This is a genomic window from Nocardioides sp. NPDC006303 (assembly GCF_040613175.1).
Lineage (GTDB): Bacteria > Actinomycetota > Actinomycetes > Propionibacteriales > Nocardioidaceae > Nocardioides.
This window is the reverse complement of the sequence record NZ_JBEXRR010000022.1, coordinates 1-21,177: the sequence shown is the minus strand read 5'-3', so window position 1 is coordinate 21,177 and position 21,177 is coordinate 1. Positions and strand designations below refer to the sequence as shown.

Genomic DNA, 21,177 nt, shown 5'->3' with positions numbered 1-21,177 from the left:
ACATGACGTCGATCCCCCTCGGTATGCCGGAGGCACCCGCCCCGGTGCTCGCCCCTCGCCGCAAGACCCGCCAGATCAAGGTCGGCTCGGTGGGCGTGGGCAGCGAGAGCCCCATCTCCGTACAGTCGATGACGACCACGCTCACCTCCGACGTCAACTCCACGCTGCAGCAGATCGCCGAGCTCACCGCGTCGGGCTGCGACATCGTCCGGGTGGCCTGCCCGAGCCAGGACGACGCCGACGCGCTGCCCGCGATCGCGAGGAAGTCGCAGATCCCGGTGATCGCCGACATCCACTTCCAGCCGAAGTACGTCTTCGCCGCCATCGAGGCCGGCTGCGCGGCTGTCCGGGTCAACCCGGGCAACATCCGCAAGTTCGACGACCAGGTCAAGGAGATCGCCGCGGCCGCCAAGGACCACGGCACCTCGATCCGGATCGGCGTCAACGCGGGTTCGCTCGACAAGCGGCTGCTGGAGAAGTACGGCAAGGCCACCCCCGAAGCGCTGGTCGAGTCGGCGATCTGGGAGGCCTCGCTCTTCGAGGAGCACGGCTTCAACGACTTCAAGATCTCGGTCAAGCACAACGACCCGGTCGTGATGGTGCGCGCCTACGAGCTGCTCGCCGAGGCTGGTGACTGGCCGCTCCACCTCGGCGTCACCGAGGCCGGCCCGGCCTTCCAGGGCACGATCAAGTCCGCAGTCGCCTTCGGCCACCTGCTCAGCCAGGGCATCGGAGACACCATCCGCGTCTCGCTCTCCGCGCCGCCGGTCGACGAGGTCAAGGTCGGCATCCAGATCCTGGAGTCGCTCAACCTCAAGCCGCGCCGCCTCGAGATCGTCTCCTGCCCCTCCTGCGGCCGCGCCCAGGTGGACGTCTACACGCTCGCCGAGCAGGTCACCGCCGGCCTCGACGGCCTCGAGGTCCCGCTGCGCGTCGCGGTCATGGGCTGCGTCGTCAACGGCCCCGGCGAGGCCCGCGAGGCCGACCTCGGCGTCGCCTCCGGCAACGGCAAGGGCCAGATCTTCGTCAAGGGCGAGGTCATCAAGACCGTCCCCGAGGCCGCCATCGTCGAGACCCTGATCGAGGAGGCGATGAAGATCGCCGAGGGCATGGAGCCCATCGAGGGCGCCGGCGCGCAGGTGTCGGTCAGCGGCTGATCGACCAGCTAGTCGTACTGATCGAAGGTACGCCGGAGCGCAGCGATCAAGCCGTCGTCGATGGCGTAAGCCGCGTCGAGACGGACGTCCCCATCGGCGACGGTGCTGCGTGCGCCGACGTCGGCACGCTCGAAGATGCTGACGCAGCGCCGGGTTGCGAGACCTGCGTGCGTTCGCAGCAGGTTGGCAGTGCGGGGGATCAGCGTGCCCATGACGAGGTCGTCGACGAGCAGTGCCTCGTGCCCCTCGGCGAAGGTGCCCTCTACCGGGAACCCGAAACGTGGCCGACTGAAGGTGCGCACCATCAGGAACGGAACGCCGCACAGCTCGGCAACTCGGCTGGTGACCAGTGTGTTGCCCTCTCGCGGGGTGGCGATGACCGTCTTTGCAGGCTCGAGCCGGCCGACCGCGCGCTCGACCCGTCCAGCGAGGAACTGGGCGAGGGTCTCTCGGTTCCGTGGATCGCACGATGCGGTGTGCAGGTCGAGGTAGACCCCGATGGAGGTTTGCTCATGGTGGCCGATCAGGACCGGCTCACGCGCGATGTAAACATGCCTGGATACGATCTCCCGCACTGCGTCGTCCGTGATCGGGGCCAACGCGGCCAGGGCGATCTCCGGCGCAAGGCGGCCGATCGTGTTCGGGACGGCCGGCGGAGCCGATGCGTGCTCGATGACCGGTGCCGGTGGGCGTGGTCGAGGCTGTTCACCGCGAGTGGCTGCCTCGGCAGCCTCCCAACGTCGGTCCCACTCCTGAACCCATTCGCCGATCCAAGCTTGGCGCTGTCCGTCGTTCAAGGAAGGTGGCGCGGCGGCGCACACGATGGCACGTAGGAGGTCACGTGGCACGAGGTTCGAGTCGGCCGTTGCGGCGTACGCGCGACTGTGGCTGATATTTGCGCGCTTCGCGATCTGCCCGATCCCTTGGCCTGTCCAGTTCCGTACCCACGTGCGTAGGTCCCGGTTGAGAGCGGCGGGGGCGTCGGGCTCCTGAGCCATCTCGTCCTCCCGGTCGGACCTGGTCGGTTCAGTTCCGGTCCTGGATCAGTCCTGCGCGGGTCCTGCTGGAGTCCCGCAAATGTATCGCCAGTCTCCGGACAGCGTGTCCGGTTCACTGAAAAGGCCCGGTCCGTTCGGGCCGGGCCTTTCCCCTCATGCTCCGAGACGTCCCCGTGCGTACGTCTCGAAGTTCTCGTGGCCTCACCAGTGCATCAGCCTGGAGACCACGCCGAGGAACCCGAGGTGGAGCAGCGCTCCGAGAGGGTCCGTGGTGAACAGGTGGCCCCAGGCAAGTGCGGCCTGGCCCATCTGGATTCCGAGGGCCGTGGCGAACCCGTCCAGTCCGCCGTGGGTCCACAGGTGGACGATGACGAACCGGATGCCCGGGACGACCAGGAACAGGACGAGTGCGGCCTTGACCGGCAGGATCCAGGACAGCGAGCCGCTGCCGGTGGAGGTCAGGTTGCCGGTGCGCACCCAGCGGGTGCCGCTGGTGCCGTTGAAGCGGACCTTGGTGCGGCCTGCGGCGGTGGCGACGACGACACCGCGCTTTCCGGAGCGGGTGCCGCCGCGGGCCCGGACGGTTTCGCCGGGGCGCAGGAAGTTGCTGATCATGACAGCACTCCTTCCGCGAGGACGGACACGGACGAGGTGCCGGCGGCTGCCTCGCACTTGGGCGGCTCGGCGCTGAGCAGCTGGTTGAAGCCGAACACGACAAGAAGCGTGACGGCGAAGGTGGCGATGCTGAACTTGTGGTTCCTCATGGTCATCATCTCCTTCAGCGGTGGGGCCCGTAGGTGGGGCCGGCGCTGTCCCGGTGGGGACATCTCCACGGTGGCGGAGGCCACATCCGTCCCACCAGAGGGCGGGTGGGAGTGGGGACGAAGTAAAGACAGTCCCAGGTCAGTTGGGACGTTTCTGGGACAGAATTGGGACGCCTGCGAGATACTCTCAACCGCGTTCGCGACGACTCGGCGAGGGGCAATGACCGACGAATCTCTCTCACCAGAGCAGTTCAACGGCGAATTGCGCGCCTGGGTCCGGCAGGTGACCGGAAAAGCTGACGGTGGCGCCGGTGTGGCGATGGCCCGCAGCACCTTCTATCGACGTACGTCCGGCTCGAAGCTGATGCCGCTCGACGAGCTCATCCGCGTGGTCGGCGGCGCGGTGCCCCGCACCCTCGACCCGGCCCATCGGGGCGAGTGGATCCGGAAGAACACCGGCATCTGGCAGGCGAAGTGGTGGAAGGCGTACGCCTGGCGTGGCGAGGACGCCGCGGTGCCCGGGCCCGTGCTGGAACCTGCCATACCGGCGGCACCGGCCGCCACCGGATCCCGGCTGACCTTCCCGCGGGCTCGGGTGGCTGCGCTGGGCGGACTGACGACTGAGCAGCCCACGATCCCGCTCATCGAGGCGCTCGGCCGGTGGCTGGATGACCCCGAGTCCAACCTCTTCTTCCTCACCGGCCCCTCCGGCTCGGGAAAGACGGTGGAGACCCGGGAGTGGACCGCCTCGCAGGAGCAGGTGCGCTACATCAGCCTGCGCGACGGCGCGGTCGACTACGGCGCTCTCGTCGACGAGGACCGCTCGCCGATCGTCATCGACGACTTCGACCTGATCTCCTCCAGCGCCGAGGAGCACGGCGTCACCCGCCCCGACCTGAGCGAGCTGCGCTCGGCCTTCGGCCGCGGCGGACGGTTCGTGGTGATCAGCAAACGCAACCTGCAGACCGAGCGCGACGAGCTCGCCGAACAGCTGCGCAGCCCCGCCCGGCTGGAGGACCTCGGGGTCGAGTCGGCGATGGTCGTACGCGTCGAGCCGATCTCCCCGGTCGAGGTGCGCGCTCTCGGCGAAGAGCGCGGGGGCGATGAGAAGCTGCGCAACCTGGCCGCCGAGATGGAGCGCGGCGGCGGCTTCTTCCCTGCGACGCCGTTGGTCCTCAAGCAGCTCTACGCCTCCATCGAGGAGGGTGCTCCTGCTCCCCGGACGCTGTGGGACGGCTACACCGTCCACCTCAAGCACATCTGCGGTCAGCCCTGGGACCGGAAGAGCTCACGCATCCCCAGCAGGGTGAGGTTCCAGACCTACCGCGACATCGCCTGGGACCTGTTCACCGGGATGGACGAACCGGGCTCGCAGGAGCAGGACCTGATCCCGGTCCCGCGCGTCTCGGAGTGGCTCTTCGCCAACCTCCAGCGTGATCTCGACATCACCAGGCAGCGGGACTTCCTGACGTACGAATGGATCGCCGACCTGCTCGACCACCCCGAGGTCTTCGGGGTGAGCGGGCGGACCAAGGACTCGGTGGAGTCGGCCGAGTTCGCCCACGAGACCTTCTACCGCTACTTCGTGGCCGAGAGCATCCGTGACCGGCTGCGCGACGGACGCGCGATGGCGCTCGACGGTGCCCGCTTCGTCCACATGCACCTCGGCGGGATGGTGATGAGCTTCCTCAAAGCCGGGTTCCAGCCCGGAGACCTGGATGCCGTGGCCAAGCTGAGCGGACGCGAGAGCCTGTCCTGGATGGACCGGCTGATCTGCCTCTACCTGACCGAGGAGCGCGAGGACTACGGCGACCTCCTCGACCAGGCGCCGGAGCGCTACTGGGACGAGCTGGAGTTCGTGCTGGAGGCCTTCGAGTCGCTGTTCCTGCGGAAGGCGGCGATGTATCAGCTGATCCTGCGCGGTCGGGTACCGGTCGACGGCTACCTCCAGATCCTCGACCGTGAAGAGGATCCACGGACCGTCGGCCGAGAGCGCGACGCGCTCCGCGTGGACACCGACATCACCGAGGCGCTGGTCCGCAGGCTGGATCACCCGGTGCTCACGCCGGCGATTCCGATAACCGCATATCGGCTCGGGCAAATGGGTGATATCTCTTGCCTGAGCCATCTTGAAGCTCTCACTGGTCTGCCGCCCAGCCACGAGGAAGTGGTGAGGACGGCGATCCAACGGATCAAGGAGCGCCATGAGCACATCGCCTGAGTCGCCGGGCGCACAGCCTCGGCCACCAGTGCTTGTCCTCGGAGCCACCGGCGACCTCGGCAGTGCTGTTACGCGCCGGCTGAGCGCCGAAGGCACCCCTGTGATCGTGCACGGCTACAGCCGCACCACCGAGCTGGCCTACCTGGCCGACGAGACCGGTGCGGTCGCGCGGGTGGAGGCTGACCTGACCACCGACGACGGCGTGGACGCCCTGGCCGAGACGCTCGCCGGGTTCGAGACGCTGTCGGGGCTCATCAACTGCTCCGGCATCAACCCCAGCCCCGACACGGTCGCCGAGATCGACCGGTCCGAGTGGCAGCTCACCCTCGATCTCAACCTGACCTCGGTGTGGCGCACGGCCTCGCTCGCGCTGCCGAAGCTCCGGGCGGCCAGGTCCGGGGCGGTCGTCCTGGTCAGCTCCGTCTTCGGGATCCGTACGCCGTCACGACGGGCCGCCTACGGTGTGTCCAAGCACGCGCTGACCGGGCTCGCCCAGGCGATCGCGCAGGAGGAGGAGGGCATCGTCCGAGCCAACGTCGTCGCTCCCGGCCCGATGTGGAGCGAGTCGTCGCGGCAGGTCTTCGTCAAGCACGCTCGCAAGGAGGGGGTGACCGTCGACCAGTACATCTCCTACCGGGCCGCGCGCATCCCCGGACACCGGTTCGTCACCGCCGACGCCGTCGCGAAGGTCTGCGTCTTCCTCGCCTCCGACATGGCCACCGCCATCAACGGCCAGTGTGTCGTCGCGGACGGCGGCGAGTACTGACCCGCGGCGCGCAATCTGCATTTAACCCGAGATGCAACTGATGCGCCGCCGGGCTGTCTAGGCTTCGCCTAGCGCCTCCACACGTCTTTGTTTCCCCTCTTCAGACTGGCGACAACGTTGACCAATTTCTGGCTTGCCATCGATCACGCAGACGATGCGCTGTTCCGCACCCCGGACTCCTCCGACATCCGGCCCGACATCCTCGATCTGGTGGCCGACACCCCGGGTTGGGGCATCGTCGTGCGTCCCACGCAGGGCCACGGCGACGTACGCCGCGAGCTGGCCTGCGCCGGGCTCCCGGACATCGAGTCCGTCGATGAGCTCGTCGTGCCGCAGAGGACGACGGACGCGGTCAAGGTCGGGTTCGACGACCACCAGACCGAGTGCGCGCCGATGGCGCTCGACATCCTGGAGCGTCTCCCCGGGTATGACCGGGTCTTCCTCGAGCCCTACTGCACGACGCCGGGCTGCCTCGAGGATCTGGCCGCCCTCGCCACCCGGTCACCGTGCGGCGGCATCGTGCTCAAGCTCAAGGTCAACGACGAGGGCTTGGAGAGCATCGAGCGTGCCGACCTCGGAAGAGCCTCCTGGGTCGCACGGTCCGACGGGATGGGCTGGGACGACTTCAGCGAGCGGCTACCGCGGGTCAGAGCGCTCGGCGCCCGCGGCGTGATGGTGGGCCGGGCGGTCTGGGGAGACACCGGCGAAGCCGGCCAGGACGTACGCCTCAAGACCATCCGCGAGCGTATGCACACGATCGAGCGCATCTTTGGCTGACTCGGTCCGCGAGCCGCAGGGCGACGTACAACCGGATTGGCCCTAGGCTCGGTGACATGCTGACGACGCGCCAGGGGATCCGCCCGCTGCACGCGGGTGATCTCAGCGCGTTCCTCGACCTGACCGCGCAGGATCCGGTGGTCAACGTGTTCGCGGAGTACCGGGCGCGCACCACCAACCTCGAGCCGCGCTGGCTCGGCGGTGAGATCTGGGGCCGGTGGGACGGCGGCGACCTGGTCGCTGCCTGTCACGTCGGCGCCAACCTGGTTCCCATCCAGGCCACCGAGGAGGATGCGTACGCCTTCGGTGAGCGGGCCCGCAGCCGGGTCCGCACCGTCTCGACGGTCGTCGGGCGGCAGGCCGCGGTGCGGGCGCTGTGGGGAGCGATCGGCGAGTCCTGGGGCACGCCGCGCGACCAGCGCTGGGAACAGCCGCATCTCGAGCAGCAGTTGCAGAGTCTCGTCGAGCCGGACCCGTTCGTACGCCGCACCGTCCGCGCCGACATGGACGCCCTCTACCCGGCGTGCGTGGCGATGTACACCGAGGAGGTCGGGATCTCGCCGGAGACCGGCGGCGGCCGCGACCTCTACCGTGCCCGGGTGCTCCAGCTGATCTCGCGCGGGTGGTCCTTCGCCCGGATCGAGGACGGCGAGGTCGTCTTCAAGGCCGAGGTCGCCTGCGCGACCCCTGAGGCCGCCCAGATCCAGGGGGTCTGGGTGCCCGAGCACCGCCGCGGCGAGGGCCTCGCCGCCCGCGGGATGGCCGCGGTCTGCGACATCGTCCGCAGCGAGATCGCTCCGCGCGTCTCGCTCTACGTCAACGAGTGGAACGCCCCCGCGCGCCGCGCCTACGAGCGGGCCGGCTTCCTCGAGACGGCCCGCTTCTCCACCATCATGTTCTGATTCGGCGACGTTCTGAATCAGGAGTACGTCCGCGCGGCGCGCTCGCACTCGTCCACCTCGCAGCGCACCAGCCACGCGTCGCTGCCGTCAGCCGGGTAGGACCGGAGCAGAACCCGGCTGTTGGTCTCCCAGGCGTGCATCCACACCTTGTTGGGGTTTCGGTAGGTGGTCAGCAGCGTGCCATGGAGGCTGCGGCGCCGGACGACATCGTTCGTCTCGTGGGCGATCGCATCGGTCGCGAAGCGGGCACCGTCGGGCGAGAAGGACGCCACCGCTTCGAGGCAGCCGCGCCACAGCGTGGCCCCCGGGGCGGTGATGGTGGAGACCACCGAGCAGGCGTCGGGAGCGTACGGATCCTTGGTGTAGGTCGCCAGCCTGTTGGTGGTGAAGCTGCCTGCGTACGCTGCCCGGGAGGCGATCGTCTTCACCGTGCCCGCCTTCCAGTCCCACACCATCGTGCGCGGGGTGCCGTAGCCACCGATGAGCACGCGCGTGCCGCTGACATCGATTGGATCGGGCTTGGTGGACGCCTTGAAGGTGTGCCGGGCGATGACCGTGCCGGTGGTGGTGTTGCGAACCTGGACCTGGATCCCGCCGCTGCTCAGCGTCGCCGTTTTGAGCAGGTAGCGGCTGTCGGCCGACAGCCTGGCGGTGTCCGCGTAGTGCATGTCAGCGAGAGACCTCTGCGGGACATCGAGCTGTGCGCGGACGATCTGATCGACGTTGCGGTTGCGGACCCGCAGCACGAATCCGCTCCCGGAGCGACCCAGGAGCTCATAGAAGTCGAGGTCGTCGCCGACGGGGACAACCGGCGTCTGCGTGCCGGTCGTCGGGTCGACCACCACGAACGACATGTCCGAAGTGCGGGCCAGGTAGGGAGTCGTCGGGCTCTCGCCGACGGGGAGCGGAAGGGGACGTACGTCGACGGTCGGAGCCGCCGCAGAAGCCGGTGTCGTCAGGGAGACCGGGAGCATGAGAGCAGCAAGGATGGCCGTGGCCAGTGCCGGGATTCGGATACCTCTCATGAAAGTTAAGATGCGCCGGACGCGGAACCGGTTGCAACGCCAATTCCAACCGGTTCGCGAGAGCGGTCCGGTGCGCCGTACGCTAACCCGCATGATCGCCCGTATGTCGACCCTGTTCGTGCGGACCCTGCGTGAGGATCCCGCGGACGCCGAGGTCGCGAGCCACAAGCTGCTTGTCCGTGCCGGCTACATCCGCCGCGCCGCTCCGGGGATCTACTCCTGGCTGCCGTTGGGCCTGCGCGTGCTCGGCAAGGTCGAGGGGATCATCCGCGAGGAGATGGCCGCGATCGGCGCCCAGGAGGTGCACTTCCCGGCGCTGCTGCCGCGCGAGCCCTACGAGGCGACCGGCCGCTGGACGGAGTACGGCGACGGCATCTTCCGGCTCAAGGACCGCAAGGAGGCCGACTACCTGCTCGGTCCCACGCACGAGGAGATGTTCACGCTCCTGGTCAAGGACCTCTACGGCTCCTACAAGGACCTGCCGCTGGCGATCTACCAGATCCAGACGAAGTACCGCGACGAGGCGCGTCCCCGCGCGGGGCTGCTGCGCGGCCGCGAGTTCATCATGAAGGACTCCTACTCCTTCGACTACACCGACGAGGGGCTGTCGGCGGCCTACGACGCCCACCGCGCGGCGTACGTCAAGGTCTTCGACCGCCTCGGGTTCGAGTACGTCATCGTCAAGGCCACCTCCGGCGCGATGGGCGGCTCGGCCTCCGAGGAGTTCCTGGCCGTCTCCGAGGCCGGCGAGGACACCTTCGTACGCTCGCCCGGCGGCTACGCCGCCAACGTCGAGGCGGTCACGACGCTGGCCCCCGAGCCGCTCTCCTACGAGGATGTCCCGGCCGCCCACGCCGAGGACACGCCCGACACCCCGACGATCCAGACGCTCGTCGACCACCTCAACGAGGCGTTCCCGCGCGAGGACCGTCCCTGGGAGGCCGGCGACACGCTGAAGAACGTGCTGGTGACGCTGCGTCACCCCGACGGCACCGTTGAGCCGCTCGCCATCGGCCTGCCCGGTGACCGCGACGTCGACATCAAGCGTCTCGAGGGCCAGCTGGAGCCGATCGAGGTCGAGCCCATGGACGACGTCGAGCTGAAGAAGCACCCCGAGCTCGTCAAGGGCTACATCGGTCCCGAGGCGCTGGGGGAGTCGTCTGCATCGGGGATCCGGTATCTCGTCGACCCGCGCGTGGTCACCGGCACCCGCTGGGTCACCGGCGCCAACGTCGAGGGTAAGCACGTCATCGACCTCGTCGCCGGCCGTGACTTCACCCCCGACGGCACCATCGAGGCCGCCGAGGTCCGTGAGGGCGATCCGGCTCCCGACGGCTCCGGCCCGCTGACGCTTGCCCGCGGCATCGAGATGGGTCACGTCTTCCAGCTCGGCCGCAAGTACGCCGATGCGCTGGGGCTGCAGGTGCTCGACGAGAACGGCAAGCTCGTCACCGTCACCATGGGCTCATACGGCATCGGCGTCACCCGCGCCGTGGCCGCCGTCGCCGAGGGCACCCTCGACGACATCGGTCTCGCCTGGCCCCGCAACGTCGCTCCGTACGACATCCACCTCGTCGCGACCGGCAAGGACGCCGCCGTCTTCGAGGCCGCAGCAAAGCTGGCCGGTGAGCTCGAGGCCGTCGGCATCGACGTGCTCTACGACGACCGCCCCAAGGTCTCGCCGGGCGTGAAGTTCAAGGACGCCGAGCTCATCGGCGTCCCGACCATCGTCACCGTCGGCAAGGGCCTGGTCGAAGGCAAGGTCGAGGTCAAGGACCGCAAGAGCGGCGAGAAGACCGAGGTCGCTCTTGACGCCGCCGTCGCCCACCTCACCGAGATCGTCCGCAGCTGACATAACGGGAACTTCTCGGGTGTTTCCTGCGCTTCTCGGGTGTTGCAACGCCTGAGAAGCGCAGGAATACCCGGTTAACCGGGGATTCCAACCGCCCGGAATGCGGCAAGATCGACCCCATGACGGGGGACAGGATTCTTGACCGTACGCTCGCCTGGCGGGTGGCGAGCGCCGCGGAGGCGGCTGCGGGGATCGGGCCGGGGAAGACGGTGGCGTTCTCGGGGTTCGCCGGGATCGGACGACCGAAAGCAGTGCCCGAGGCCCTGGGGCTGATCCGGGAGTGGCCGGAGGGCGTCGACGTACGTCACTCGCGGGTCGCCCAGCACGCGGCCTCCGGGTTCTACGGCGCTCTCGACGTCGCGGTGGTCGAGGTGGCGGCGATCCTGCCCAACGGGCTGCTCGTCCCGGGGAGCAGCGTCGGCAACAACCAGACGTGGCTCGATGTCGCCGACGCCGTGATCCTCGAGGTCAACAGCTGGCATCCGCGCGGGTTCGAGGGGTTCCACGACATCCATCACGGCTCCCAGCTGCCGCCGGCGCGGGCGCCGATCCAGCTGACGACGCCGATGCAGAGGATCGGTGACCCTTTCCTGCTCGTCGACCCGGCCAAGGTCGTCGCCGTCGTCGAGACCGATCGCCCCGACCGAGGCTCACCGATGCGCGTGATCGACGACGAGAGCCGCGCGATCGCCGAGCTGGTCGTGGACTTCCTCCGCCATGAGGTACGCCGCGGCCGCCTGCACCACAGCCTGCTTCCGCTCCACGCTGCCACGGGTCCCGTCGCCGACGCGGTTCTCGCCAGCCTCCAGGACGCCGAGTTCGAGCACCTCACGGCCTACACCGACACCGTCCGGGACGGTCTCCTCGACCTGCTCGACTCCGGCAAGCTGATCGGAGTCTCGGCCACTTCCTTCGGCCTCTCCGAGTCGGGCGCTCGCCGGTTCAACGACGACGTCCACCACTACAAGGGCCGGGTTCTGCTGCGCCCGCAGGAGATATCGAACCATCCCGAGGTCATCCGACGGCTCGGCCTCATCGCGATCGACTCGATGGCCGAGGCCGACATCCACGGAAACGTGAACGCCCTCGGCGGCTCGGGTGACTTCGCGAGCAACGCCCATCTCAACGTCTTCGCCGCGCCCTCCACCGCCGAACGAGGCACCGTCTCGCGCATCGTGCCGTTCGTCGGCCACGTCGACCACACCGCGCACGATGTGCAGGTCATCGTCACCGAGCAGGGCGTAGCCGACCTGCGCGGCATCTCTCCCGCCGCCCGCGCCCGGCGGATCATCGATCACTGCGCCCATCCCGACTTCCGCGCGCAGCTCACCGATCTGGTCGACTCGGCCCAGCTGACTCGCTGAAAATCACGATGAGTCGGCGGGTGCCGCACCGCTAGGGTCGGGGCCATGGCGATCGACGCGGTGATCTTCGACTGGGGCGGCACGCTGACGAAGTGGCACGACATCGACTTCCACGCGGAGTCGCTGGCGCTCGCCCAGGCGGTGATAGGTGCCTGCGACGACGACCATCCGGTCAACGCGACCAGGCTCCACCAGGCCGGCGAGACGATCTGGGCCCGCAGCCGTGACCACCAGCAGAGTTCGACGATCGACAACCTCTTCGATGAGGCCGGCCTCGAGCACGACCCGGACCTGCTCGACGCCTACTACGAGTTCTGGGAGCCACACACCCTGACCGACCCCGAGGTCGGGCCGCTGTGGGAGGCGCTCCGCGCCGACGGCGTACGTGTCGGGGTGCTGTCCAACACGATCTGGCCGCGCGCGTGGCACCGCGGGTTCTTCGAGCGCGACGGGGTGCTCGACCTGCTCGACGGCGACGTCTACACCTCCGAGGTTCCCTGGACGAAGCCCGCCGCGGAGGCGTTCCACGCGGCGATGGAGGCCGTGAAGGTCTCGGATCCGTCTCGATGCGTCTACGTGGGCGACAGGCTCTTCGACGATGTGTACGGTGCACAGGAGGCTGGTCTGCGGGCGATCCACATCCCGCACAGCAACATCCCGAGCAGTCAGGTGGGCCACAGCGAGGGCTCTCCGGACGCCGTCGCACAGCGACTGAGCGACATACACCAGATCGTTCGCTCCTGGGAATGACGCCGGGAAAAGTTGCAAGTTCTTGCAATGCGCTTTTGCGGGTCTGGGCCATCCTGAGCGGGGATTGCATACTTCTGCAAGAGAGGTTCAGCCCCAGGCGACTTCTCAGGCCTCGTGTCCAGGCCAAAACCTGGCCCGCGAGCCGCCCGGTCTCGGGAGACATCTCGGGAGTCTCCCGCGCCGGACGGTTCGCGGGCCATCTCGGCTTTTAAGGATCAGGTCCCCGGGAACGCCCGGGGTTTCGCGCCCAGATCGAGCTGCCGCGCGGCCGCCCGGCAGAGCAGCTGGATGAGCAGAGTCCGGTCGGTGCCGGTCGCCTTCGGGGCCAGCGAGAGGTAGGTCGCGGTGGTGTCCTGCTCCAGCCGCAGCGCCGCGGCGCCGATGCCGGCCTCCGACTCGATCCGACCGGGCAGGTCGTAGACGGCAGAGGGCGCGACCGGCTCGATCCCGGCGGCCACCACGTGCGCGGCCAGCGCCTCCCGGGCGTTCACGTGGTCGTCGTACGCATCGGTGAGCGCCCGCGCCAGAGCCGGCGAGGACGTCGCCGAGGTGCGCCCGCCCAGGGCGCCCAGGACGTAGATCGCAGAGTGCTCGACCGCGAGCGCCGCCTGGAGGGCTTCGGTCGAGGCCGAGGTCGCGGTCGTCATGCGAGACCTCGCCCGTGCAGGAGCTGCTGCTGACCGGCGGCGGCCGAGGCGAGCAGCGTGATCAGCTGCGGGTCCGCCGCACGTCCGGCCGCGGCGGTGAGCGTCGTGACCAGGGCGAGCTGGCGCTCCTGCCAGCGCCCGGTCGCCGGCGCCGCGGTCACGCCCTTGGTCGGCGCCAGTGCCTCGATGTGCACGCGATGGAGCTGCACGAACGCGGATGGGGAGCCCTCGTCGGCGCCGAGGATCTTCGCGACAGTGGCGTCGATCACACTCTGGTCGGGGTTGGTGGGGGCCGGGGGAGTGCTCGGTGGAGGGGCTTTGACAGGATCCAGCATCTCCGAGGCCGAACACGCCGAGGCGGCCAGCGGGGCAACCACGGCGACACCCACAGCGGTGCGCCGCGAGAGCATCCGGAGGGCACGTGCGCTGGTCACGTGAGGAACCCTAACCACACCCGGCGAGAGTCGCGTCAGCGGCTTTCCAACACAGCCGCGCGCTGTTCGAGACGCCCGAGGCGTACAGGTATGGTGTCACCAGAAGTGCTGCGTGCTCAAAGGCGCATACAACAGGACCGGACAACAGGATGCAGGGGGAGATCGCGTTGAGTGCTGAGCGGAAGGACGCGATCGCGAGTGCCATCGAAAAGGCGCTCGCCGACCCGCTTCAGGCCCTGGGCTTCGACATCGAGGCCGTGGAGATCACGCCGGCCGGCAAGCGCCGGATCCTGCGGATCGCCGTCGACAAGGACGGTGGGATCACCCATGAGGAGGTCACCGAGGCAACCCGTGAGGTCAACCGGGTCCTCGACGAGTCCGACGTCATGGGCGAGCAGCCCTACACGCTCGAGGTCACCTCTCCCGGGGTCGACCGGCCGCTGACCCTGCCGCGCCACTGGCGCCGCAACAAGGGTCGCCTGGTCAAGGTCACCACCGCCGACGGCTCCGCGTTCACCGGGCGGGTCAAGGAGTCCGACGAGGAGCGCGCGAGCCTCGAGGTGAGCGGCAAGCGCCGCGATGTGGCGTACGCGGACGTGAAGAAGGCGCTTGTGCAGATCGAGTTCAAGCGGATCGACGAGGGGGAGTAGGCCATGGACATCGATATGAGCATCCTGCGGATGCTGGAGCGGGAGCGGGAGATCTCGCTCGATGTGCTCGTCGAGGCGATCGAGCAGGGGCTGCTGACCGCCTACCACAAGACCACGGGCGCCCAGACGAAGGCGCGGGTCGACCTGGACCGCAAGACCGGGCACGTACGCGTGCTGGCGGCCGAGATCGATGACGAGGGCAACGTCGTCGGGGAGTACGACGACACGCCCGAGGGCTTCGGCCGGATCGCCGCCACCACCGCCAAGCAGATCGTGCTGCAGCGGCTGCGCGACGCCGAGGACGACGTGAAGTTCGGTGAGTTCTCCGGCAAGGAGGGCGACATCCTCTCCGGCGTCATCCAGCAGGGCCGCAACCCCGACGACGTGCTCGTCGACCTGGGCCGGCTCGAGGGCGTCATCCCGCTCTCCGAGCGAGTGCCGGGCGAGGACTACAGCCACGGCACCCGGATCAAGGCCCTCGTGGTCAGCGTGCGCAAGGGCATGCGCGGACCGCAGATCACCCTCTCGCGCTCCCACCCCAACCTGGTCAAGAAGCTCTTCTCCTTCGAGGTGCCCGAGATCGCCGACGGCACCGTCGAGATCTCCGCGATCGCCCGCGAGGCCGGCCACCGCACCAAGATCGCGGTCAAGTCGACCGTCCCCGGCGTCAACGCCAAGGGCGCCTGCATCGGCCCGATGGGCCAGCGGGTCCGCCAGGTCATGTCCGAGCTGCAGGGCGAGAAGATCGACATCGTCGACTGGTCCGAGGACCCGAAGGTGCTCGTCGCCTCCGCGCTCTCGCCGGCCCGGGTCTCCTCGGTGCAGATCATCGACGAGGCGACCAAATCGGCCCGTGTCGTGGTGCCCGACTACCAGCTCTCGCTGGCCATCGGCAAGGAAGGGCAGAACGCCCGCCTGGCCGCCCGTCTGACCGGCTGGCGCATCGACATCCGCTCCGACGAGGAGACCCCGGTCGCCTGACCTTCACGGCTCGCCAGGTCGCTAGCCTGTGCGGCATGGCGAGCGTGCGTGAGACCACTCTGACCGACTCCGAGGGCGTCCTGCTGGAGCCGGACGGGGCCACCACCGGCGTACTCGTGCTGTCGGGGTCGTCGGGGCGGATCGAGACCGACCGGTGCCGGATGCTCGCCTCGCACGGGGTGGCTGCGGCGTCGATCCGCTACTTCGGCGGTCCCGGACAGCCGGACGAGGCTCGGCTGATCCCGTTGGAGACGTTCGACGACGTCCTCGCCGACCTCCACTCCCGCTACCAGCGGCTGGTGGTGCTCGGGACGTCCTGGGGCGCCCAGGCCGCGCTCCTGCTCGGCACCCTGCACCCCGAGATCGACGCGGTGGTCGGGATCTCCCCGACGTACGTCTCCTGGGCTGGCCTCAGCGACGAGCGACCGCAGCGGTCCTCCTGGACGCTGCGCGGCGAGCAGGTGCCGTTCGTGCCGTTCGACGACGAGGCGATCGATGACGCGGTGAAGGAGGCAGGCGGGGAGCTCCCGTCGTTCTGCGAGGCCTACCTCTCGGCCCTGGAGAAGTACGCCGACCGTGTGCCCGCCGCGACAATCCCGGTCGAGCGCATCGCCGGTGAGGTCGTCCTGGTCGCCGGGGGAGGCGACGCGCTGTGGCCCTCGGTCCTCGCCGCCGAGGCGGTCCGGCGGCGGCGTACGGCCCACGACCTGGAGACGGTCGTGGTAACCCATCCCGACGCCGGCCACCGGGTCGTGCTGCCCGGCGAGCCGGTGCTCCCGCTCAGCCGGCGGCTCGCGTGGGGTGGTTCGGAGACGGCCGACCGCGAGCTCGGCCTGCGGGCCTGGCCGGAGATCGCCGCGATCCTGTGATCGCCGCCATCTGGTGAGGACGGGTCACGGAATAAGAACGACCTGTGCCCCGGTTTCGTCTACCGAACCCCGGAAGCGGTAGTGTTAAGGATCGGTGGCACGCCTCGAAGAAACTACGCAGAACGGACCTGTCCGTACGTGCGTGGGTTGCCGGAAGCGAGCCGCCAAGCGCGAGTTGTTGCGGGTGACCGCCGGCTCGGACCGCAACGGCCAGCCGGCCGTGGTGCCCGATCCGACAGCCACCGCACCCGGGCGAGGGGCGCATGTGCACCCCACGCGTGAGTGTTACGAACTCGCGGTGCGCCGGAAGGCGTTCACCCGGGCCCTACGGGCCCCGGGCGGGCTTTCCAGCGCACCGGTTGAGGACTACCTCGACACGCGCCACACATCCACGACCGTCGCCGACGGTCAACTGACCAGGAACTGGAGCAAAAGCTCATGAGCACTCGATGAGTACTTCGCGATGAGCGTGTTCTACAACCATTAGTGGTCACAGTTTCAACCCGGATTTGGGTCTGTGGCCAGAAGGAGAAACGTGGCTAAGACCCGAGTCCACGAACTCGCCAAAGAGTTCGGAGTCGAGAGCAAGTTCGTTCTCGAGAAGTTCAAGGAGATGGGTGAGTTCGTCAAGTCGGCGAGCTCGACCGTCGAGCTCCCCGCGGAGATGCGTTTCCGCAAGGAGATCGGCCCCGGCCTGAAGGCCGGCGGCAAGGGTGGTTCCGCGTCCTCGGACGAGAAGGCCGCCCCCAAGCCCGGCCCCAAGCCGGCAGCTCCCAGGCCCGCGGCCCCCAAGAAGGCTGCGGACACTGCGCCCGAGAAGCCTGCCGAGGCGCCCGCGGCGTCCAAGCCGGCTGCGCCCAAGCCCGGCCCGAAGCCCCCGGCCAAGAAGGCCGAGGCCCCGCCGGTCGCCCCCGCGGCGTCCGCTGCTCCGGCCGCTCCCAAGCCCAGCCCGAACGCGGCGCCCTCCGGTGACCGCCGCTCGGCCGCTCCCAAGCCGGGTGCGCCCAGGCCTGGTGCCCCGAAGCCCGGCGCTCGTCCGCAGACCCCTGCGGCTCGCGGTGGCGCGGGTGGCACTGGCGGCGCTGGTGCCGGTCGTCCCGGACCGCGTCCGGTCGGCAAGCCCGGCGCTCCGCGCCCGGGCAACAACCCGTTCTCCTCCAACCAGGGCATGGGGCGTCCGCGTCCCGGCGGCCAGGGTGGAGGCCAGGGTCAAGGTGGCCAGGGCGGTGCCCCGGCCGGCGGCGACCAGCGTCCGCCGCGTCCTGCTGCTGCCCGTGAGGGTGGCCAGGCAGGTGGCCGTCCCGGCATGCCGCGTCCCAACCCGGCGATGATGCCGAAGTCCCCGGCCGCGTTCGGTGCCCGTCCTGGTGGCGGTCCCGGTGGTCGTGCCGGTGCTCCGGGTCGTCCCGGTGGCGGCGGTGGCCGTGCTGGTGCTCCGGGTCGTCCCGGTGGCGGCGGCGGTGCCGGTCGTCCCGGTGGCGGCGGCTTCGGCGGCGGTCCCGGTGGCGGTCGCCCCGGTGCCGGTCGTCCCGGTGGTCGCGGAACGACCCAGGGTGCCTTCGGTCGCCCGGGTGGTCCCTCGCGCCGTGGCCGGAAGTCGAAGCGGGCGCGTCGCCAGGAGTTCGAGGCCATGGAGGCCCCGACCATCGGCGGCATCCGCGTACGCAAGGGCAACGGCGAGACCGTGCGTCTCGCCCGTGGCGCCTCGCTGACCGACTTCGCCGAGAAGATCAGCGTCGACCCGGCTCAGCTGGTGCAGATGCTGTTCGGCCTCGGTGAGATGGTCACCGCGACCGAGTCCGTCAACGACGAGACCCTCGAGCTGCTCGGTGAGGAGCTCAACTACATCGTCCAGGTCGTCTCCCCCGAGGACGAGGACCGCGAGCTGCTGGAGTCCTTCGACATCGAGCTCGGCGACGAGGGCGACGAGTCCGACTGGACGGTCCGACCGCCGGTCGTCACCGTCATGGGTCACGTCGACCACGGTAAGACCAAGCTGCTCGACGCCATCCGTGACGCCAACGTCATCGAGGGCGAGGCCGGTGGCATCACCCAGCACATCGGTGCCTACCAGGTCTCGACCGAGGTCGACGGCAACGAGCGCAAGATCACCTTCATCGACACCCCGGGTCACGAGGCGTTCACCGCCATGCGTGCCCGTGGTTCGCAGTCCTCGGACCTCGCGATCCTCGTGGTCGCGGCCGATGACGGTGTGATGCCGCAGACCATCGAGGCCCTCAACCACGCCAAGGCGGCCGGTGTCCCGATCGTGGTCGCGATCAACAAGATCGACAAGCCGGAGGCGGACCCGACCAAGGTCCGTGGCCAGCTGACCGAGTACGGCCTCATCCCCGAGGAGTACGGCGGCGACACGATGTTCGTCGAGATCTCGGCGAAGTCGCGGATCAACATCGAGGGCCTTCTCGAGGCCGTCGTGCTGACCGCCGACGCCTCGCTCGACCTGCAGGCCAACGCCAGCCAGGACGCGCAGGGCATCGTGATCGAGGCTCACCTCGACCGCGGTCGCGGCCCCGTCGCGACCATCCTGGTCCAGCGCGGCACGCTGCGCGTGGGTGAGTCCATCGTCGCCGGTCCGGCCCACGGCCGTGTCCGCGCGATGATCGACGAGTACGGCCACGAGATCACCGAGGCGACCCCGTCGCGTCCGGCGATGGTCCTGGGTCTCTCGGCGGTGCCGGGTGCCGGTCAGAGCTTCCTGGTCGTCGAGGACGACCGGATGGCTCGCCAGATCGCCGAGAAGCGCGAGGCACGCGAGCGTGCCGCGCAGCAGGCCAAGCGCCGCGTACGCCGCACGCTGGAGGACTTCATGGCCTCCATGGAGAAGGGCGAGAGCCAGGAGCTCAACCTCATCCTCAAGGGCGACGTGTCCGGTTCGGTCGAGGCGCTCGAGGACGCACTGGCCAAGATCGACGTGGGTGGCGACGAGGTCTCCATCCGGGTCATCGACCGCGGTGTCGGTGCGATCACCGAGACCAACGTCGACCTGGCTGCTGCCTCCGACGCGATCATCATCGGCTTCAACGTCCGCCCGCAGGGCAAGGCGACGGAGCTGGCCGATCGCGAGGGTGTCGAGATCCGCTACTACTCGGTCATCTACCAGGCGATCGAGGAGATCGAGGCGGCCCTCAAGGGCATGCTCAAGCCGGAGTACGAGGAGAAGGTCCTCGGCAAGGCGGAGATCCGTGCGATCTTCCGCTCGTCGAAGACCGGAAACATCGCCGGTTGTATGGTCACCGAGGGCCTCATTCGCCGCAACGCCAAGGTTCGCGTCCTGCGCGACGGCGCCGTGGCGGCCGACAACCTCGACCTGGCCTCGCTGCGCCGCGAGAAGGACGACGCCTCCGAGGTCCGCGAGGGCTTCGAGTGCGGTCTGGTCCTGAAGAACTTCCAGGACATCAAGGAAGGCGACATCATCGAAGCCTTCGAGATGGTGGAGATTCCCCGAGGCTGAAGATGAGCCTCTGACGTTGGCCGGGTCGCAGTCGCGGCCCGGCCAACGTCTCGATTTGCTTCGATTATTTGAGAGAGTGTGAACATGAGTAGCCCACGGGTGCGTCGGATCGCTGACCGGATCAAGGTCGTTGTCGCTCAGATGCTGGAGCGGCGGATCAAGGATCCCCGGATCGGCTTCGTCACCATCACCGATGTGCGGGTGACCGGTGACAGCCAGAACGCGACGATCTTCTACACGGTGCTGGGCGCCGACTCGGAGGCGGAGCTGGCCGGCACGGCCGCCGCGCTGGAGTCGGCCAAGGGGCTGATCCGCTCCGAGGTCGCCAAGCAGCTCGGCACCCGCACCGCGCCGACGCTGGAGTTCATCCACGACGCGCTGCCGGAGACCGCCCGCCACCTCGACGACGTGCTCGCGCGCGCCAAGGCACAGGACGACGCCGTCGCCGCTGCGCGCGTCGAGAACTACGCAGGCGAGCCCGACCCCTACAAGAAGCCGCGCGAGGCCGAGGACGAGTGGGACGAGGACGACGAGGAGTGAGCACTCCCTCAGGCCTGGTCATCGTCGACAAGCCCCCCGGAGTCACCTCCCACGACGTCGTCGCGCGCGTACGGCGGCTTGCCGGCACCCGCAAGGTCGGGCATGCCGGCACCCTGGATCCGATGGCCACCGGCGTACTCGTTCTGGGGATCGAGCGTGCCACCCGGCTCCTCGGCCACCTGATGCTGACCGAGAAGTCCTACTCGGCGACGGTGCGGCTGGGCGTCTCGACGACCACGGATGACGCCGAGGGCGAGGTAGTGGAGACCCGCTCGGCCGCAGGCATCGACGAGGAGCGCGTACGCAGCGCCTTCGCCACCCAGGTCGGCGACATCCTCCAGGTGCCCACCGCGGTCTCGGCGATCAAGGTCGACGGGAAGCGCGCCTACCAGCGCGTACGCGACGGGGAGCAGGTCGAGCTCAAGGCCCGGCCGGTCACGGTGCACGAGCTCACCGTCGGCGAGGTCCGGAGCGAGGCAGACGTGGTCGACGTCGACATCTCCGTCCGCTGCTCCTCGGGCACCTACATCCGGGCGATCGCCCGCGACGTCGGCGAGGCGCTCGGGGTCGGTGGCCACTTGACGATGCTGCGCCGCACCGCGGTCGGGCCCTACGGTCTCGACGTCGCCAAGACGCTCGACGAGCTCAGCGACGAGTTCGCCGCGCTGCCCCTGGCAGAGGCTGCCCGCGCCGCGTTCGCCCCTTACGACCTCTCCGAGGAGCAGGCGCAGGACGTCCGCTTCGGCCGGAAGCTGAAGATCGCCGTCGACGGGCTCACCGCCGTCTTCGCCCCCGACGGCGAGTTCCTCGCGCTCTACGAGCCGGTCGGACCCGAGACCGCCAAGGCGTCCGCCGTCTTCGTCGGCTGACACCCCACGCCGAGACGTCACTCCGGTCGGTCGAGTAGGCATAGCCGTGCCAACTCGACCCGCTGATCCGACGAGGGCCGTGGGGCGTGATCCAGGAACACGACCCGGAGGCGGACGACATCGCAACGCTCCGGATCTC

Annotated in this window: 21 protein-coding genes; 15 read left to right on the top strand and 6 right to left on the bottom strand. The window is 69.1% G+C overall.

The window, feature by feature from the left end:
• Positions 1-2 precede the first annotated feature (2 nt).
• The gene (gene ispG / locus ABZY89_RS17380; protein ID WP_355229163.1) at positions 3-1,157 is read left to right on the top strand and encodes a flavodoxin-dependent (E)-4-hydroxy-3-methylbut-2-enyl-diphosphate synthase; all 1,155 of its coding nucleotides are present in this window, start codon (positions 3-5) and stop codon (positions 1,155-1,157) included.
• A gap of 8 nt (positions 1,158-1,165) precedes the next feature.
• Here the strand turns inward: ispG and ABZY89_RS17375 are convergent, their stop codons facing one another.
• From ABZY89_RS17375 to ABZY89_RS17365, 3 genes are all read right to left on the bottom strand, one after another.
• Complete coding sequence (locus tag ABZY89_RS17375; protein WP_355229162.1) at positions 1,166-1,732, bottom strand: hypothetical protein; 567 nt, start codon at positions 1,730-1,732, stop codon at positions 1,166-1,168.
• Positions 1,733-2,356: 624 nt separating this feature from the next.
• Positions 2,357-2,770 (bottom strand): hypothetical protein, encoded by a 414-nt coding sequence (locus tag ABZY89_RS17370; protein ID WP_355229160.1) that lies wholly within the window; start codon positions 2,768-2,770, stop codon positions 2,357-2,359.
• Positions 2,767-2,919 (bottom strand): hypothetical protein, encoded by a 153-nt coding sequence (locus ABZY89_RS17365; RefSeq protein WP_355229158.1) that lies wholly within the window; start codon positions 2,917-2,919, stop codon positions 2,767-2,769. The genes ABZY89_RS17370 and ABZY89_RS17365 overlap by 4 nt, the downstream gene beginning before the upstream one ends.
• A 220-nt stretch (positions 2,920-3,139) precedes the next feature.
• Here ABZY89_RS17365 and ABZY89_RS17360 point away from each other — a divergent pair, with 220 nt between their 5' ends.
• The 4 genes from ABZY89_RS17360 to ABZY89_RS17345 all read left to right on the top strand — a co-directional run bounded on the left by ABZY89_RS17360 (position 3,140) and on the right by ABZY89_RS17345 (position 7,585).
• Complete coding sequence (locus tag ABZY89_RS17360; RefSeq protein ID WP_355229156.1) at positions 3,140-5,140, top strand: hypothetical protein; 2,001 nt, start codon at positions 3,140-3,142, stop codon at positions 5,138-5,140.
• Positions 5,124-5,906 (top strand): SDR family oxidoreductase, encoded by a 783-nt coding sequence (locus tag ABZY89_RS17355; protein WP_355229154.1) that lies wholly within the window; start codon positions 5,124-5,126, stop codon positions 5,904-5,906. Before ABZY89_RS17360 ends, ABZY89_RS17355 begins: the two co-directional genes overlap by 17 nt.
• A 117-nt stretch (positions 5,907-6,023) precedes the next feature.
• Entirely contained in the window at positions 6,024-6,683 is a 660-nt protein-coding gene (locus ABZY89_RS17350) for a hypothetical protein (protein WP_355229152.1), read from the top strand.
• A 56-nt stretch (positions 6,684-6,739) separates the two neighbouring features.
• The gene (locus ABZY89_RS17345) at positions 6,740-7,585 is read left to right on the top strand and encodes a GNAT family N-acetyltransferase (protein WP_355229150.1); all 846 of its coding nucleotides are present in this window, start codon (positions 6,740-6,742) and stop codon (positions 7,583-7,585) included.
• Positions 7,586-7,602: 17 nt separating this feature from the next.
• Here the strand turns inward: ABZY89_RS17345 and ABZY89_RS17340 are convergent, their stop codons facing one another.
• On the bottom strand, positions 7,603-8,610 hold the full coding sequence (locus ABZY89_RS17340) for a hypothetical protein (protein WP_355229148.1): 1,008 nt from the start codon (positions 8,608-8,610) through the stop codon (positions 7,603-7,605).
• A 91-nt stretch (positions 8,611-8,701) separates the two neighbouring features.
• Here ABZY89_RS17340 and ABZY89_RS17335 point away from each other — a divergent pair, with 91 nt between their 5' ends.
• The 3 genes from ABZY89_RS17335 to ABZY89_RS17325 all read left to right on the top strand — a co-directional run bounded on the left by ABZY89_RS17335 (position 8,702) and on the right by ABZY89_RS17325 (position 12,576).
• Positions 8,702-10,462, top strand: coding sequence for a proline--tRNA ligase (locus ABZY89_RS17335; protein ID WP_355229146.1), 1,761 nt, complete (start codon positions 8,702-8,704; stop codon positions 10,460-10,462).
• A gap of 119 nt (positions 10,463-10,581) precedes the next feature.
• Positions 10,582-11,826, top strand: a complete 1,245-nt coding sequence (locus ABZY89_RS17330) for an acetyl-CoA hydrolase/transferase C-terminal domain-containing protein (protein ID WP_355229145.1) — start codon at positions 10,582-10,584, stop codon at positions 11,824-11,826.
• 45 nt (positions 11,827-11,871) lie between these two features.
• Positions 11,872-12,576: an HAD family hydrolase gene (locus ABZY89_RS17325; RefSeq protein ID WP_355229143.1), complete on the top strand. Its 705-nt coding sequence runs from the start codon at positions 11,872-11,874 to the stop codon at positions 12,574-12,576.
• Positions 12,577-12,791: 215 nt separating this feature from the next.
• On the opposite strand, the gene ABZY89_RS17320 is transcribed toward ABZY89_RS17325, so the two are convergent.
• Positions 12,792-13,223 (bottom strand): DUF4439 domain-containing protein, encoded by a 432-nt coding sequence (locus tag ABZY89_RS17320; RefSeq protein ID WP_355229141.1) that lies wholly within the window; start codon positions 13,221-13,223, stop codon positions 12,792-12,794.
• The gene (locus ABZY89_RS17315; protein ID WP_355229139.1) at positions 13,220-13,657 is read right to left on the bottom strand and encodes a hypothetical protein; all 438 of its coding nucleotides are present in this window, start codon (positions 13,655-13,657) and stop codon (positions 13,220-13,222) included. The genes ABZY89_RS17320 and ABZY89_RS17315 overlap by 4 nt, the downstream gene beginning before the upstream one ends.
• Positions 13,658-13,806: 149 nt before the next feature.
• On the opposite strand from ABZY89_RS17315, the gene rimP reads away from it, so the two are divergent.
• The 7 genes from rimP (at position 13,807) to truB (ending at position 21,038) form a co-directional block, all read left to right on the top strand.
• The gene (rimP, locus tag ABZY89_RS17310) at positions 13,807-14,307 is read left to right on the top strand and encodes a ribosome maturation factor RimP (protein ID WP_355229137.1); all 501 of its coding nucleotides are present in this window, start codon (positions 13,807-13,809) and stop codon (positions 14,305-14,307) included.
• A gap of 3 nt (positions 14,308-14,310) precedes the next feature.
• Positions 14,311-15,288 carry a transcription termination factor NusA gene (nusA, locus tag ABZY89_RS17305; RefSeq protein WP_355229136.1) on the top strand — a complete coding sequence of 326 codons (978 nt, stop codon included), beginning with the start codon at positions 14,311-14,313 and terminating at the stop codon, positions 15,286-15,288.
• A gap of 35 nt (positions 15,289-15,323) precedes the next feature.
• Positions 15,324-16,157: an alpha/beta fold hydrolase gene (locus ABZY89_RS17300; RefSeq protein WP_355229134.1), complete on the top strand. Its 834-nt coding sequence runs from the start codon at positions 15,324-15,326 to the stop codon at positions 16,155-16,157.
• A 94-nt stretch (positions 16,158-16,251) separates the two neighbouring features.
• The gene (locus ABZY89_RS17295; RefSeq protein ID WP_355229133.1) at positions 16,252-16,599 is read left to right on the top strand and encodes a YlxR family protein; all 348 of its coding nucleotides are present in this window, start codon (positions 16,252-16,254) and stop codon (positions 16,597-16,599) included.
• A 93-nt stretch (positions 16,600-16,692) separates the two neighbouring features.
• Positions 16,693-19,629, top strand: a complete 2,937-nt coding sequence (infB, locus tag ABZY89_RS17290) for a translation initiation factor IF-2 (protein ID WP_355229131.1) — start codon at positions 16,693-16,695, stop codon at positions 19,627-19,629.
• A gap of 78 nt (positions 19,630-19,707) precedes the next feature.
• Complete coding sequence (gene rbfA, locus ABZY89_RS17285) at positions 19,708-20,169, top strand: 30S ribosome-binding factor RbfA (RefSeq protein ID WP_355229129.1); 462 nt, start codon at positions 19,708-19,710, stop codon at positions 20,167-20,169.
• Positions 20,166-21,038, top strand: a complete 873-nt coding sequence (gene truB, locus ABZY89_RS17280) for a tRNA pseudouridine(55) synthase TruB (RefSeq protein ID WP_355229127.1) — start codon at positions 20,166-20,168, stop codon at positions 21,036-21,038. The genes rbfA and truB overlap by 4 nt, the downstream gene beginning before the upstream one ends.
• The last annotated feature ends 139 nt before the right edge of the window (positions 21,039-21,177 follow it).